The sequence below is a fragment of the Dolichospermum sp. UHCC 0406 genome (genome assembly GCF_009712025.1).
Classification (GTDB): domain Bacteria; phylum Cyanobacteriota; class Cyanobacteriia; order Cyanobacteriales; family Nostocaceae; genus Dolichospermum; species Dolichospermum lemmermannii.
Genome location: NZ_VILA01000026.1, coordinates 199,949 through 215,768, shown reverse-complemented (window position 1 = coordinate 215,768; position 15,820 = coordinate 199,949). Strand labels below are relative to the sequence as shown.

The window sequence follows — 15,820 nt, the reverse complement described above, 5'->3', positions numbered from 1 at the left end:
CATCAAACTATGAAGCACTTTCTTTTAACTTGGATCGGGACTGCGGTAGCATTATTAATTACGGCTAAAATTGTTCCGGGAATCATTCTCACTAGTTTTGTTGCTGCCTTAATTGCCGCTGTTGTGATTGGTTTAGTAAATGCCATTGTGCGACCAATTTTGCAGATTTTAGCATTTCCCATCACCTTAATTACTTTGGGTTTATTCACCCTAGTGATTAATGCCTTAACGCTATGGTTTGCCAGTGCGATAACTCCCGGTTATGGTTTTGAAATTCGGGGTTTTATTCCTGCTTTTTTAGGTTCAATTGTTTTATCAATTGTTTCTGGTATTATTAATCAGATTGTTAATGCAGTTGATTAAAATATCAGGTTTTCACTTTTAGCAACGGCTACTGTGATTGTTGCTGGTGCTTCTGGTAATCGGAAAATCTGTTTAGGAACTAATAACATTATTTCCGTAGATGTGATTTCTGAAGCTGCAAGAATCGCGGAAGCCTCTGCTACGCTAGATGTTCCCACTAACTTAGTAATAGTATTATTAGGATTGGGAACAAATACATTATTTAAAAGTTCGGCACTAAAGGTTTTTAAAGGTAGTTTTTCTAAGTTACAAAATTCCAATAAACCAATTTCTGAGGCTTTTTTATCAATAGTTGCAATTCCAGCTATTTCATGATATATAAGTTGATTTTCCTGAAAAACTTTTTTGATTACTAAATTAATTAATTGTTGGGAAATTCCTTTTTGACAACCAATTCCTACCCATAATTTTTTTATAACCATATTATCCACTTTCTTTGACAACACTAATAAATGGGGTGTAAAAATAGCGAGCAAGATGCCCGCACTACAAGATTGATAATATTTCTCCAGAAAAATGGCAAAGGTATTGCTATTTAACTCGAACATTTTGCTTGATATCGTCCCAAAGCCATTAAAGGAAAATACTGCTGATAAAGGTGATACTTCAAATAAAAATGGCAAGGGAAGCCCGTTCCGGTAAAGTATTCTTCATCCCAAGTACCATCTAATTTTTGTGTTTCTAATAGGTAATTAATCCCCTTTTCAATACTATCAATAGCTAATTTATCCGTAGCTTCACCTGCTGCTATTAACCCAATTAAAGCCCATGCTGTTTGGGATGCTGTACTGTCACCTTTTCCTTTTAAATTAGGATCATTGTAACTAAAACAAGTTTCTCCCCAACCACCATCAGAATTTTGTACTTTCACTAACCAAGCTGCACCCTGATTTATATCTCTAGCATATTTCAAAGGATTAATTAAAGCCAAAGCTGATAAAACGCCGCTAGTTCCATAAATGTAATTTACACCCCAACGTCCAAACCAACAACCTTCTATTTCTTGTTCCTTCAAAAGATAATCTAAAGACTTTTCTAAATTATCTGGTTGAATTGATAAATTACAAGCCCCCAACATTTCCAATACTCTAGCAGTGACATCAGCCGTATTTGGATCAATCATCGCTTTCAAATCACCATAGGGGACAGAATTGAGCCATTCTTGATCATTATCAAGATCAAAAGCCGCCCAACCACCTGGTTTACATTGCATCGTCGCAATCCAATTTAAAGCCCTATTAATAGCTTGTTTTTTTAGTTCCTCATTTGGCAATTTTGCTTGATGTAAAGCCATGACAACCACAGCCGAATCATCCACATCTGGGTAAAAACGATTTTCAAATTCAAACGCCCAAGCACCGGGTTTTCCCTGCTTGTTTTTGACATTCCAATCACCATAATCGAGAATTTGTTTCTCTATTAACCATGCTCCAGCTTTAACAATAGCCGGATCATTTGGGGCAAAACCTGAATCAATCAAAGCCCGAATCGCCCAAGCTGTATCCCATACAGGAGAAACACAAGGTTGGACACAGTAACTATTTTCTGTTTCAATGGCGAAATTATCAACTGCTTTTAAACCCCGTTCGATAACCGGATCATTAGCATCATAATCTAAACACTTTAAAGCTAACAGAGAATTTAACATGGCGGGAATAATTCCCCCCCAATCACCTGTAACTTCTTGACGTTCTAGAATCCATTTTTCTGCGGCTTTAATTCCTTCATTTCTAAAAGGAACAAAATTAATACTTTCTGCTAATTTAAAGCCATCATCAAGGATATTAAAAATATCTGACCAATCACCATTTTTTGGTAATTCCCAGCAGACATTATTTACACCTTCAGCATATAATTCATCTAAATTAATTGGCTGATCAATGTTAAAAATTGGTTTTCGATCAAAGACAATTAATAATGGCACAGTGCTAGAACGCGCCCAACTCGAAAGTTCATAAATATTGAAGAAAAAATTATCGGGTAGTAACATTACCCAAGGTGGCAAAGAAGGCAGTCCGCGCCAATTATAACAGCCAATTAAAGCTAGATGTAACTTTGTAAAAATCCGAGTTTTGCTAATACCACCTTTAGCTAAAATTAGAGATTTCGCTTTCAGCAATGCGGTATCTGTAGCGGGTACACCTAACAATCTTAAAGCCATATAGGCTTCTACAGTTGTGTTTAAATCTCCACCATCACCATAAAACAATTCCCAACCTCCATGTTCTCGTTGTTGAGAACGGAGATAATTTTCAACTTTATGTAAAGGTCTGGTTTTCTCAGTTCCCCAAATCTTATGTAATAAAACAGCTTCCGAAGTGATGGTAACATTAGACTCTAACTCAGCCCACCAATAACCATCGGGATTTTGAATAGAAAGTAGATGTTTTTGACTTGCGGCTATCGCATCAACAACTTGCTTGACTTTTATTCTATCTTGTGTTTGCATCAAATACCTACCTCAGCACCAAACAATATTTAAATAACATAACCGAATTACGAGAAAATTCTTCCGCAAAATCAGCAAACATTGTATTCTATCCAAGTCAGTAAAAGAATTAAATTTGTCTTTTAAATTTTAAATTGGAGTACAGCAACAGTTATGGCAACAATTATATTCAGTTTGACCCTTCTATCCTTAGTCATTTGGATATTTTTACTCTTATTTTGGGGGCAGTTTTGGCGAGTTAATCACCAATTAGAAGCAAATCAAGATAAAGATATTGATAACAACACCTTACCGACCGTGTGCGTAATAATTCCTGCCCGTAATGAAGCCGATGTCATTCCTGTTAGCTTGCGATCGCTCCTCCTTCAAGACTATCCTGGTAATTTCACCATCTTTTTAGTAGACGATCAAAGTAGCGATGGTACAGCCCACATTGCCGAAGGAGTAGCCCACAACCTCGACAAAACCCCACAACTACAAATTGTTACCAGCACCTCATTACCCCCAGGTTGGACAGGCAAATTGTGGGCAATGGAACAAGGTTTACAAACAGCCAGTACCTTGACACCAGACTATTTTTTACTTACCGACGCAGATATAGAACATGATCCCAGCAACTTCCGCCGCCTAGTTGCCAAAGCCGAGGCACAGAAATTAGATCTCGTATCCATCATGGTACGCTTACGCTGTCAAAGTTTTTGGGAACAACTATTAATACCAGCTTTCGTCTTTTTCTTCCAAAAACTTTATCCATTTTCCTGGGTAAATAATCCCAAAAAAGCTACTGCTGCCGCTGCTGGAGGTTGTATTCTCATTCACTCAGAAGCCCTAAATAGAATTGGTGGGTTGCAAATAATTCGTCAAGCCTTAATTGATGACTGTTCCCTAGCCAAAGCCGTTAAATCAACTCACGGAAAAATCTGGCTAGGATTAAGCACCCTAACCTATAGCTTACGTCCTTACGACTCCCTGAAAACAATTTGGGATATGGTCGCCAGAAGTGCTTACACACAACTAAATTATTCCCCTTTCCTGCTAATAGGCAGCCTGTTGGGAATGACTTTAGTTTATTTATTACCACCGATAGCAATTATTTTCGGTCTGGTATTGGGGAATTGGATAATTACCCTGATTTCTTTCATCGGATATCTACTGATGACTTTTGCTTATTTCCCAATTATTCGTTTTTATAAATGTTCTCCAGTTTTTGCTTTTAGCTTACCCATCATTGCTTTTTTATATACTTCTATGACAATAGATTCAGCATTACAACATTGGCAAGGACGTGGAGGTGCATGGAAAGGTAGAGTATATGCCCGTTGACAAGATAAGAGAAGCAAGAAAAGCAGAGAAAGAAATTTCCTTCTTCTTCCTTCTTCCTTCTTCCTTCTTCCTTCTTCCTTCTTCCTTCTTCCTTCTTCCTTCTTCCTTCTTCCTTCTTCCTTCTTCCTTCTTCCTTCTTCCTTCTTCTTCCTTCTTCTTCTTCCTTCTTCTTCCTTCTTCTTCTCCTGACTCCTGACTCCTGACTCCTGACTCCTGACTCCTGACTCCTGACTCCTGACTCGGTGACTCCTGACTCCTGACTCGGTGACTCCTTCTTCTTCTCCTGACTCCTGACTCGGTGACTCCTTCTTCTTCTCCTGACTCCTGACTCGGTGACTCCTTCTTCCCGAGTTTACCCCGTTGACAACCAGTAGCAGACATTTTTTCCCCAAATTCCCATTCTCACCCATTAAACACCAGCCCCAGCATTACCCACACATTAGGATTACTGGTAAAGACAGTAGATCAAAAGTAGTCAGAATATTTAAAAGAAGTCCGGATTGGACATTAGCAATTAGGGATTAAGTTATAGGAAGCGGGACTTGAGAACAGGGAAGAGAAATTTTTTCCATTAACATCAAGTATCATACCGCAGACTAAATTTGATTGTCATGTTTACAGCCAATGATAAAAGCCAAACTCAGAAATTTGCGTGTTATTGACCTCAAGTTCACAGAAGCTTCACAACTAATAGCACAATATCTAGGCTGTACTGTTTTCGGGCAATCAAAGTAAACTTTCTCGTTAGTGAAAAGCTAAGAGTCCTTAAATCAAATCAGGCATAAACTTCAGCATCTTCCTTCGTTTGGGTGTCGTCGGCAAAAACCCAAGTCTTAAATAGACCTGGATTTGATCATAAGAGGTGAAAACTTTTGTATATAAGATGGATGATGAAGGTTTGATCTCCCATAGAAGTTAACCGGATCTGACCATCTCAAAAAAGATTATCTATACCAACTCTGGTAACACAACTACAGTCCAGAGAAATTTCAGCATACCAGGGCATTAACTACTATTCCCCTATTTCCATACCCAGTTACTCTAATGACTCAAACTTAGAAACAAACACGCATATTTACCCCAGGGGTATGAAATTCTATCCATTATTATCATCAACACCAACTCTAGCAACTCAACTACAGCCTAGAGCTATTTCTTAACGCAGATTTATAGCAAATGTTTGTGTAACTAAGGTGGAACAACCTATTACACCTGCTTTGCTCTAACCGAAATTTATCAAACATTCAAAAAACCAATAACACGACACCATCATGGAACCAGATATTAACGTCACTACACTCGAAGATACCACTCTCATTGAAGACACCACTGCCATTGAAGATATCAGTTCTAATGTAGGCATCACCTCCGAACAAGATCCTACTGCCATTGAAGATATTAGTTCTAATGTAGCCACCACATCCGAACAAGATCCTATCCCTCTTGAAAATACCACCTCCATTGTAGACACCACCTCCGAACAGGATATTAGCTCCAATGTAGATATTAGTTCCAACGTAGATAACACTTCCACCACAAATCCCACACCTATTGAAACTTTATTCCTAACCGTTATAGATCCTATAACTGGCGAGACTAGCCTTATAGATCCTGTAACTGGCGAGATTATACCCACAGCCAACAACGATGGTTTTGTCATCAGCGGTGCAAGTGATGATCAATTAGGTTACTCAGTTAGCAATGCTGGTGATATCAACGGTGATGGAATTGGGGATGTAATCATCGGCTCACCTTTGAGTGATCCTAATGACAAATTTAACTCCGGGAAAACTTATGTAGTCTTTGGCAGCAAAGAGAACTTTCAACAAGTCATAGACCCTTCCAATCTCAATGCTACTACAGGCTTTGTGATTAATGGGGCAGAAGTTGGTGATGACTCAGGCCGTTCCGTTAGCAATATTGGGGATATTAACGGTGACGGTGTTGATGATCTAGTCATTGGCGCACCCTTTTCTGACATCAATGGAGATAATTCCGGGGCTGCTTATGTCGTCTTTGGTAGTAAAGACCCTAACTATTTCAGTAATCCCATCGAACTCTCCAACCTTGAACCTAGCCAGGGTTTTACCATGAAAGGTAATCAGTCTGGTGATAATGTAGGTTGGGCTGTTAGCAGCGCTGGCGATTTTAATGGTGATGGCGTTAAAGACCTATTAATTGGTGCAACTCATCCTAGTGATGACGGAACAGCTAATAAAGGAGAAGCCTATATCATCTTTGGGAAAAAAGATGGTGATTTCGCTTCAACCGTAGACATCCTGGCAATCATCAGTGATAACCCAAATAACCTGGGCTATTCCGTTAGTGATGCGGGAGATATCAACGGTGATAAGATTGATGACATCATTCTTGGTGCGCCCTCTGCTAATACCAATGGTGATAATTCTGGAAGCAGTTTTGTTATTTATGGACGGAAAACTGACTCCACAAATCCCCTTACTTCCAATATTATCAACGTCTCTAACCTCAATAGCAGCGATGGTTTTACCATCAACGGACAAGCAGGAGATCAATCAGGCTTCTCTGTTAGCAAAGCTGGAGATATCAACGGTGACGGCATCGGAGACTTGATTATTGGGGCAAAAGATGGCAATCCCAATGACAAAGAATCTGCTGGCAGAAGCTATGTAGTCTTTGGTAATAAAAACGGTTTTGGTAAGACTCTTGATGTTGCTAATCTCAATGGCAACAATGGCTTTACCATCAACGGTATTTCCGCCCTTGACAACTCAGGTTGGTCTGTCAGTGGTTTGGGAGATTTTAACGATGATGGTATTGATGACATCATTCTTGGGGCAAAAAAGGCTACTGATAACGCTGGACAAGGCTATGTTATTTATGGTAGCAAACAAGGCTTTGGCGCTACCTTTGAACTCTCAACTTTCGATACACCTGAGTACGATGGTGAAAAGGGCTTTATCATTGATGGTGCTGAAAATAGTAACTTAGGTCAGTCAGTCAGTGGTGCTGGAGATGTCAATGGTGATGGTGTTAATGATTTGATTATTGGCGCTCCCTTGGCTAATTCTCAAGCAGGTGAAGCCTATGTGATCTTCGGAACGCCTGCTGCCACATCTGCTGGTACACCTGATGTTAATCCAACTTCCACTGGCACCGGCACTGTTAGCGATTTCCTAACGCTAGTTAGTGATAATGTCTTCAATATCAAAGGCAACAACGGCAAGGCAACACTGGAAGTAAAATTAACAGGACCCAATTCCGGTCGCAATGAAATTGGAGTATTTACTGTTGATGATGCGTCTGGTAAAGTTGATGGTATTGCCCCCGATGAAGCGGGTTATGCAGAAAAAGCATTAGCAAAAGGTCAGGTAGTTTTCTCTACCCTTACTAATCTTCCTGCTGGATTTGATCCTACTAGCCTGGACAGGTTATTAAGATTTAACTCCAATGACAATTTGAGATTCTATTTGGTCAAAGACGGTTCAACCGATTCTGTACTGAGTAATAACACCTCTATTGGCAATGTCCTGTTTGCCAACCCTGCTAATCTCAAGATTACAGATTTGGGATCTGATCAGTATTCCCTAGATTGGGAAGATGGTTCTGGTAATCCTAGCGGCTTTGAGGATTTTCCGTTAACAATTCAGGCAAGTGATCGAGCTACAACTTTGGGTACAACTTTGCAAAATAAACCACAAGGCGAATCGCTGGATTTACGAGGTATTACTGGCGCAGTAACCGCTAATTTTGTGGTTAACCGAGAAGCAAGTTACAACAATTTTGTTGGTTTCTATCGCGTGACTGATGCGAATGGCGGTATTGATACTAATGGTGATGGTAAGGCTGATATCCTCCCAGGACAAGATGGTTATGTTCAAGCAGCTATTAATGGTCGTCTTTCTGACATTAATTTAGCTGTGAACAACGGTGGAACGGCAAATTTCAATAATACGCTTCAAGGTGGCTCTATATATGTACCATTTCTTGTTGTGAATGGTACACCTGATGCCCTACTTGATAGTAATCCTAATAATAATCCAGATATTTACTTTACCTTCTTGGGTGCGAACTCAGATGGTGTAGATCATGTGCGGATGTTAGGTGATAATACCTTTGGTTTTGAGGATTTACGTGGTGGTGGTGATAAAGATTTTAATGATGTGATTGTTAAAGTCAATTTGGCTCAAGCGTAAAAGATATTTCTCAGGTTTGAGAATATTCATCAGAATCAGATCCCCGACTTCTTAGAGAAGTCGGGGATCTTGTTAGGAGTAAATAATAATTGTGTGACTGCTGTTAAAGTTTTGAGTCCTTTTAATGAACCTGTAATTAATCGAGTCGCTGCTAGGGGTTGACGGATGAATTCCCAAGCTAAGGGTAAAGGTTGTAATGAACCGTCTGCACCAATGGCTGATGTGATATTGGGGATGTCATGATGAGCATCATCGCTAACTACTCGCAGGATGGCTATTTGTACCTGTGGAGAAACTGGTTGCTGGAAAAATTCTAGAAAAGCATATCCTTCCATATCTACAACGTCAGCACCGGATTGTTCATATAACTGGCGTTTTTCTGTGGCTTTATATAAGAGGCGATCGCTCGTTAACCCTTTGACTAAAGATACACGATCACCAAGTTGATTATGTATATCTGCGGTGAAGGAATTATTGCCCTCTTGCAGATTTCCTTGATAAAGACAATTTTGATATAAAACAATATCTCCAACTTGATAATTTTTGCTCAAGCTACCACATAAACCCATCATCAGCATCCGATTCTCTTGACCATGGGTGAACTGTTGTAAATATTTCCGCACTGGTTCGATTCCCATTGGTATCGCTAATACCTTGGCTTGGGAACTGGGGACGCGACTTAATCCGCGACAGACGGCTTGATATTCTGCTCCCTGGGGGACTAAGATCGTAACCATTGTTATCCTAGAAGTTCTATACTAACCTGTCAGTTGTCAGTGATCAAAAGACCGATGACTAATGACCAAGGACTTAAATAATTTTATCAGATGGTAAAGACTAATAACTCAGAATCTGCCCGCGAAAGCTTCAATATTTCCAAATTAGCGATTAAGTTTTCTTGGTTGACGGTGTGTTTTTGGATAGGTATAGCGGTAGCTGGTGTCCTGGCCTTGAGTTCCCTCAAATATGCTTTATTTCCAGATATCACCTTTCCGGTAGTGGTGGTAAATGTCCAAGCACCTTTAACATCAGCCTTAGATACGGAAGAAAAACTCACTAAACCACTGGAGGAAAGTCTCAAATCACTGGTAGGACTTGAGGATATTCGTTCATCAACTTATCCTGGTCAAACTGCTGTAGTTTCCTCTTTTGTGGTGGGTACGAATTTAGAAACTGCGACTAATAAAATTTCTCAGATCGTTAATCAATTAAATCTACCTAAGAATGCCACTAAAAAAATCATCCCTTTGAATCTGAACGAATCAGCGGCTGTTAGCTATGCCATTGAAAGTTCTTCTGGGAAGATTGATAATTTACGGCAACTGGTAAAAGATAAAATTGTCCCTAGCATAGCTAAATTACCAGGAATTCTGAAAGTCTCTCTGTTAGGGGAAGTGAGTACGAATGCACCACCACCAACAGCAACAAATGGATTACCCCCAGTCGGCACTTTAGTCAGGTTCAATGGTAAACAGGCTTTAGCCTTTCAGGTCATTAAAAAAGGTGATGCTAATACCTTGGAAGTAGTTAATCGGGTAGAAAAAGAAGTACAACAGCTAAGGTCTAGCTTAAAAGATGTTACTCTCACTTTAGCTGCTACCCAAGCTGAATATATCCGCAACGCCACCCATTCCACCATAGATGCCCTGATCGAAGCGATAATTTTATCAATTGTCGTCATCTTTCCCTTTTTATGGAATTGGCAAGCTACCCTAATTTCTGCCTTAGCTATTCCCATATCTTTGTTAGGAACATTTATCGTCATGGCGATATATGGCTTTAACTTAGAAACTATCACCCTGTTAGCCTTAGCTTTAGTCATTGGCTCGATAGTAGATGATGCCATAGTTGATGTAGAAAACATCATGCGGCATATTGAAGAAGGGAAAACCCCCCGCGAAGCCGCTTTGATAGCCACTAATGAAATTGGTTTAACTGTCACCGCAGCTACTTTGACAGCGGTAGCAGTATTTTTGCCTATTGGTTTAATGGGTGGAGTCATTGGTCAGTTTTTCAAACCCTTTGGAATTACCGTTTCTGCTGCCATGCTGACATCTATGTTAGTAGCCCGAACCTTATCACCAGTCTTAGCTATTTATTGGCTTAAAGCTAAACCATCCAGTTCTCCTCAGAAGCAAAGTAAAATTTGGCTAGAATTTGATCAAGCTTATCGTAACTTGTTAGCCTGGTCTTTGCAGCACCGCTTGATAGTTGTTGGGTTAGCTATAAGTAGTTTAATTGCTGGTCTTGCCCTGATTCCCCTAATTCCCAAAGGATTTATTCCTAAACTTGACCGAGGAGAATTTAATATTGTCTATACTGCTCCTCTACCTAGTCTTCCTGGGGATCTAGCACAAGGGGTGCAAGGAGGACTAGGACAACCAGGAGGACAAGCAGGACAACTGGGACAAATGGGACAAAAAGATAAATTAGGAAATTCGTCTTTATCTGCTGCGGCTTTGGCTGATTCATCATCTTCTATTCCTATTCCTATTCCTTTAAACGATTCTTTGGATGTTGCTAAGAAACTGGAAGAAGTAGTGAGAAAGTTCCCCGCTGTGGCAACGGTATTTACTACTGTGGGTTCTCGTGAAGGTGAACCAAACAAGGGGACGCTGTACGTTAAGCTCAAAGCAGAGCGAGAAGTGAAAACGGCAGAAGTACAAGACCAACTCCGTGCTGCTTTGCCAAAATTGGCGGGTGTAACTACAAGTGTAGAGGATATTCAGTTTGTTGATACGGGTGGACAAAAACCTTTACAAATAGCTTTACAAGGTAATGATATCAAAGCTTTGACGACAGCAGCTAAAGCGGTAAAAGCTCGAATTGAGAAAATATCTGGTTTTGCTGATGTGACTATTACAGGTGCGTCTTATCAACAAGATGGGATTTTGCAAATTGAAAGGTTGAATAATCAGCGAGTAGTTTATATCGGTGCTAACCTGGGTCAAAATTTAACTTTAGGTGATGCAACTGATCAAGTCGTAGCTGAAGCTAAAGCTGTGATGCCGGCTGGTGTGTCTTTGAATTTAGGGGGAGATTCTGCCCGTCAAAATCAGGTTTTTGGGAGTTTTGGCACAACGCTGGGATTATCGGCACTTTGTATTATTGTGGTGCTAATTTGGTTGTTTAAAAGTTGGGTAGATCCCATAGTTATTGGTCTTTCTTTACCTTTAGCAGTGGTTGGGGCGTTGCTGGCACTGCTATTTACAAAAAGTGATTTTGGGATGATATCTCTGATTGGTTTTGTGTTTCTGCTGGGGATTACTAACAAAAATGCGATTTTAATCGTAGATTATATTAATCAGTTACGGGATTCTGGACTAGAACGGACTGAGGCAATTCTTAAAGCTGGACCTGTACGTTTACGTCCCATTATGATGACAACTGCGGCAACAATTTTGGGGATGGTTCCTATTGCTTTGGGTTTAGGTGCGGGTTCGGAATTGCGATCGCCTATGGCTGTATCTATAGCTGGTGGTTTGGTAAGTTCTACTATTCTCAGCTTGTTTGTTGTCCCGGTATTCTACGCCATTTTAGATGATTGGTTTCCCAGGAAGACGGTGAAAGGATAAATCTTTCAGATCCCCGATTTTTTAGCTAAGTCGGGGATCTTAGTATTTTATAAAGCTTAACTTTTCCTGAAAATGTCGTCAATTTTTTTTCCTCCACTTATTCAACAAATTAATAGTGAAATCTGTGCTAATGCAGATGTTAAGTTATTCGGATTACGCCTGGATCTCATGCACTCACAAATCAACGGTAATAAATGGTTTAAGCTCAAGTATAACCTGGTAGAAGCTAAAGAGAGGAAATTATCGACAATTCTCACCTTTGGTGGTGCTTATTCTAATCATATTTATGCTACCGCTGCCGCAGGAAATCTGTTTGGTTTTCGCACTATTGGCGTAATTCGTGGAGAAGAAAATATTCCTTTAAATCCTACTCTAGAATTTGCAGTAGCACAGGGAATGCAATTAGTATATATTGATCGGCAGACCTATAAAAAACGCCATACAGAAGAATTACAAAATCAGTTAAAACAGCAATTTGGAGAAGTATTTATGATTCCTGAAGGGGGTTGTAATTTAAATGGTATGCGTGGCTGTACAGAAATATTACAAACAGTTAAAGGATTTGATACTATCTGTTTAGCTTGCGGTACAGGAACAACATTAGCAGGAATGACACTATCATTAAATCAAGAACAAAGGGTGATTGGTTTTCCTGTTTTGAAAGGTGGTGATTTTCTCAAGGAAGATATCAATAACTTATTAACAAATTATCTAGCTTCTGATTTACCAACACCTGTTAATTTTCCTGCACCTTGGGAACTTGTATCTGATTATCATTTTGGTGGTTACGCTAAGGTAACTAATAAATTAAAGCTCTTTTGTCAAGATTTCCAACAACAACATGATATACCTTTAGATTATATATATACAGGCAAAATGTTTTATGGAGTGATGGATTTAATTGCAAAAGGGTTTTTTAAATCGGAATCTTTGCTATTAATCCATACTGGTGGTTTACAGGGGAATTAAGCGTGTAAATTAGCCTGTTCTTGTAACCAAGGATCTACAGGTTGTCCGTCTTTGCGTTTTAATTCTATTTCTATGACCATGACTTCTTTTGAACCGGGAGGTGCGGGTTTTTTATGAAAGAGAATTTCGTAGTCTAAGGGGTTTTGATTATGTTCTTTTAACCAATCTTGAACTTTTGTCAAGGCAAAAAATGATTGTCCTTGAGTAAACATTTGGGTAATTTGCATTTGTAATGTGTAAGGATTAATGCGACTCATTTTTATTGACTCCTTTGGTATTTAGAATTATGATTATCTCACGCAGAGGCGCAAAGACGCAAAGAGGAAGATTGAGTTTTTATTCTTCGGTGTTGAAATCTACTTTATCATAAATATCTGTTAACAAGATTTGGCAGGGAATAGAAGATAGGTTTAAGCTACTATCTTCATCTGTAAATTCAGAAAATATCCATTTATTACTATCGGTTTTAAAATACTGCTCAATGTGCATTGTGTATTGGTCAATTAAAATATATTCTTGTAAGCTAGGAATTGTCCGATACGCTGCAAATTTTTCATCTCTATCATAACTTTTGGTAGATTTTGATAATACTTCTGCAATCATCACAGGATTTACTAAGGTGTCTTTTCTTCCTTGTTCATATTCTAAGGGAGTTTTCACAACCATAATATCAGGGTAGGTATGAATTTTTCTGGTGGGAATCCAAAGACGTTGATCTGTGACAAAGACTTGATAAGGTTGACGTTTGAGAAGATAATTGAGTGTACCACTGAAATTAAGTGCAAGTTGGTTGTGATTGGGTGTTCCGCCTGTCATGGGTATAATTAATCCGTTGATATATTCGTGACGTATTTCTGAGTTTACCTCTAATTCTAGGTATTCTTCAGGGGAATAGTAGCGTGTTTCTTGTGCAAGAGTCATAATTTTAATTTATAGGTTTTATGGGTTGGGTATCGCTTCTACAAATTTCTCAACTCAGTTATAATTATAGTCTAGCAGTTTGTTCGATTTGATAAAACATGAGTGGTAAGGACAAAGAACTTATGGTGATATTGTTATCTTTAAATTTTGAGATTACAAATCATACAAATCCTTAAACCATTTAACAAATACTTGTGCTTTGGGATGTTGTGGATCTAGAATTTTCTCCTGAATAGCATTATGTAATTGTCTTCCTGGAGGATTTTGCCAAGCTAACCAAGAATAAATACGAGCTTTATCAATATGTGAATTTATAAATTTTGCACCTCTAGCTTTTGCTTCTGTTACTACTTCCTGTGTATATTGCCAAAGAGGTTCGCTTTCATCTGGAATCATGTAAGCTAAAAATGTTTCTAACATACCTTTCAGTTGATTATCTGGCATAATCCAAACACCAAATTTCTTATCATCTAGTGTCTTAATAATTAATCCTGTTTCTGGAATTTGTTCAGGAAGAGTAGGAATACTTTCAATGTGCAAACAAGCATTCCTAATCATGTTCCAACTGTCAGAAACATTTTCGTCAGCATCAATCATTAAACCTAAATGTGTTAATCCTCTGGCCTGTAACTCTGTAGAGATAAGGTCAGATGTGAGATTGTCTTTACCTCCAATTTCTCCAATTGGTACAATCGGTTTTTTATTTTCAATCCAATTAATCCCTGTTTTTTCAATTAGTTCTGGGATAACTCGTAAATCATCTTTACCTTCGACTAATAATTTTTTTACCATTGCTATCGTATCTCCAGTTCTCTTTGAGCAGCAATAACAATTTGTGCTTCATTAAACACTATACTTTTTTCTTTACCTCTCTCAATTCTATGAATTCTAATACCATCATCTGTTACATCTTCTTGTTCTGCAATATCAGCTAAACTTTTCCAACAATCATTATTATGTGTAGTTGCAAAAACTTGTACATTTAATCTTTTGGCTGTATCCCAAATCATTTTCCACATACCCAACATTGTCGTAAAATGCAGTCCAGTATCAATTTCATCTACAAATAAATATCCATCTTTAGCTGATACTATAGCTAATGCAAGTCCTAAAATTCGCCAAACTCCATCTCCCATACTACCAATAGGTACACGCTGTTTTTTATCACTAAGACGCACAAAAAAACCAGTATGTGAATCAGCAGCAGAACGTAATCTCGACATCTGAGTAGCTTTTTGAACATTGGCTGGAGCAATACGTTCAATTTTTGGATCAATAATTCTCAAAGCTTCTGTTGCTAGTTCTTCTTCAGGAGTTAAGACAACTTCCTCAAATAATTCTTTCATATTTGTGGTATTTAAAGAAGAAGAATTAACAAATACTGTCCTAGACACTTGATTTTTTTTGTCTCGGCTAGAACGTTTAATAAATCTTAAAGATAAACAATTATTATCTGATAAAGCTGTATTTACAATTTCTTTAGCTTCATCTTCTCTCTTCCAAACTACTCTGAAATTTAGACTTTTGAAATTACTTGATAACTCTTCAATAAGTTCTCTTTTTTTTTCTTCATCTAATTCCTCCAACTCTTCTAAATCAGCATCAATATGTAACTTTATACTTCCTATACTGACAGAAAATTCTTCTTTCAAATTGTCGTTAATTCCTGAAATAGAAAATTGACTATCTATATCAAATTGATGATCATAAAATAAATGACAAATATCAAGTTCGCGTTCTTCTCTTGGATCATCACTCCAAAAATACTCACCTCGGTTAATCATTATTTCGCCGAGTGGTTCAAGATTAGTCCGTGAACATAAAAGTTGAATAGCTTCTAATATTGAAGTTTTCCCGCTATTATTTTCACCAACCAGTAAGTTAATTCTACCTATTTGTTGAAGTTCAAAAGATTTGAAACCTCGAAAGTTCTCTATTTTTATACTTTTTAACATAATTTTTAAGATGGAGACAAAAGAGAAATAATGACTACGTTGATTATAGCAAATATATCCCCAAATTCTTCAAGAAGTTGGGGATATAAA

The 15,820-nt window shown here is 38.3% G+C and carries 13 protein-coding genes; 5 read left to right on the top strand and 8 right to left on the bottom strand.

Translation table 11 applies throughout. The features are described 5' to 3' along the window. Positions 1-9 precede the first annotated feature (9 nt). On the top strand, positions 10-363 hold the full coding sequence (locus FJR09_RS21195; protein WP_015080630.1) for a phage holin family protein: 354 nt from the start codon (positions 10-12) through the stop codon (positions 361-363). Here the strand turns inward: FJR09_RS21195 and FJR09_RS21190 are convergent. Further along, on the bottom strand, positions 360-785 hold the full coding sequence (locus FJR09_RS21190; RefSeq protein WP_168650929.1) for a cobalamin biosynthesis protein: 426 nt from the start codon (positions 783-785) through the stop codon (positions 360-362). The two genes, FJR09_RS21195 and FJR09_RS21190, sit on opposite strands and share 4 nt — an antisense overlap. A gap of 113 nt (positions 786-898) precedes the next feature. After that, positions 899-2,812, bottom strand: a complete 1,914-nt coding sequence (gene shc, locus FJR09_RS21185; protein WP_168653378.1) for a squalene--hopene cyclase — start codon at positions 2,810-2,812, stop codon at positions 899-901. 153 nt (positions 2,813-2,965) lie between these two features. On the opposite strand from shc, the gene FJR09_RS21180 reads away from it, so the two are divergent. Beyond that, the gene (locus tag FJR09_RS21180) at positions 2,966-4,135 is read left to right on the top strand and encodes a glycosyltransferase (RefSeq protein ID WP_168653377.1); all 1,170 of its coding nucleotides are present in this window, start codon (positions 2,966-2,968) and stop codon (positions 4,133-4,135) included. Here FJR09_RS21180 and FJR09_RS21175 read toward each other — a convergent pair. Further along, positions 4,079-4,516, bottom strand: a complete 438-nt coding sequence (locus tag FJR09_RS21175; protein ID WP_168654174.1) for a hypothetical protein — start codon at positions 4,514-4,516, stop codon at positions 4,079-4,081. The two genes, FJR09_RS21180 and FJR09_RS21175, sit on opposite strands and share 57 nt — an antisense overlap. An 890-nt stretch (positions 4,517-5,406) precedes the next feature. Between FJR09_RS21175 and FJR09_RS21170 the strand changes: the two genes are divergently transcribed. Continuing rightward, entirely contained in the window at positions 5,407-8,310 is a 2,904-nt protein-coding gene (locus tag FJR09_RS21170) for a DUF4114 domain-containing protein (protein WP_168651210.1), read from the top strand. A gap of 35 nt (positions 8,311-8,345) precedes the next feature. Here FJR09_RS21170 and FJR09_RS21165 read toward each other — a convergent pair whose 3' ends face one another. After that, complete coding sequence (locus FJR09_RS21165) at positions 8,346-9,047, bottom strand: phosphorylase (RefSeq protein WP_168633297.1); 702 nt, start codon at positions 9,045-9,047, stop codon at positions 8,346-8,348. A 90-nt stretch (positions 9,048-9,137) separates the two neighbouring features. On the opposite strand from FJR09_RS21165, the gene FJR09_RS21160 reads away from it, so the two are divergent. Both FJR09_RS21160 and FJR09_RS21155 read left to right on the top strand, forming a co-directional pair. After that, positions 9,138-11,885 carry an efflux RND transporter permease subunit gene (locus FJR09_RS21160; protein ID WP_015080623.1) on the top strand — a complete coding sequence of 916 codons (2,748 nt, stop codon included), beginning with the start codon at positions 9,138-9,140 and terminating at the stop codon, positions 11,883-11,885. 72 nt (positions 11,886-11,957) lie between these two features. Beyond that, positions 11,958-12,854, top strand: coding sequence for a 1-aminocyclopropane-1-carboxylate deaminase/D-cysteine desulfhydrase (locus FJR09_RS21155; protein WP_168651209.1), 897 nt, complete (start codon positions 11,958-11,960; stop codon positions 12,852-12,854). Here the strand turns inward: FJR09_RS21155 and FJR09_RS21150 are convergent. From FJR09_RS21150 to FJR09_RS21135, 4 genes are all read right to left on the bottom strand, one after another. Further along, complete coding sequence (locus FJR09_RS21150) at positions 12,851-13,111, bottom strand: hypothetical protein (RefSeq protein WP_015080621.1); 261 nt, start codon at positions 13,109-13,111, stop codon at positions 12,851-12,853. The genes FJR09_RS21155 and FJR09_RS21150 overlap by 4 nt on opposite strands. Positions 13,112-13,190: 79 nt before the next feature. Continuing rightward, positions 13,191-13,775, bottom strand: coding sequence for a Uma2 family endonuclease (locus FJR09_RS21145; RefSeq protein ID WP_015080620.1), 585 nt, complete (start codon positions 13,773-13,775; stop codon positions 13,191-13,193). Positions 13,776-13,928: 153 nt separating this feature from the next. Continuing rightward, entirely contained in the window at positions 13,929-14,567 is a 639-nt protein-coding gene (locus FJR09_RS21140) for a DUF3226 domain-containing protein (RefSeq protein ID WP_168652487.1), read from the bottom strand. A 2-nt stretch (positions 14,568-14,569) separates the two neighbouring features. After that, on the bottom strand, positions 14,570-15,730 hold the full coding sequence (locus tag FJR09_RS21135) for an ATP/GTP-binding protein (protein ID WP_168652486.1): 1,161 nt from the start codon (positions 15,728-15,730) through the stop codon (positions 14,570-14,572). Positions 15,731-15,820: the final 90 nt, after the last annotated feature.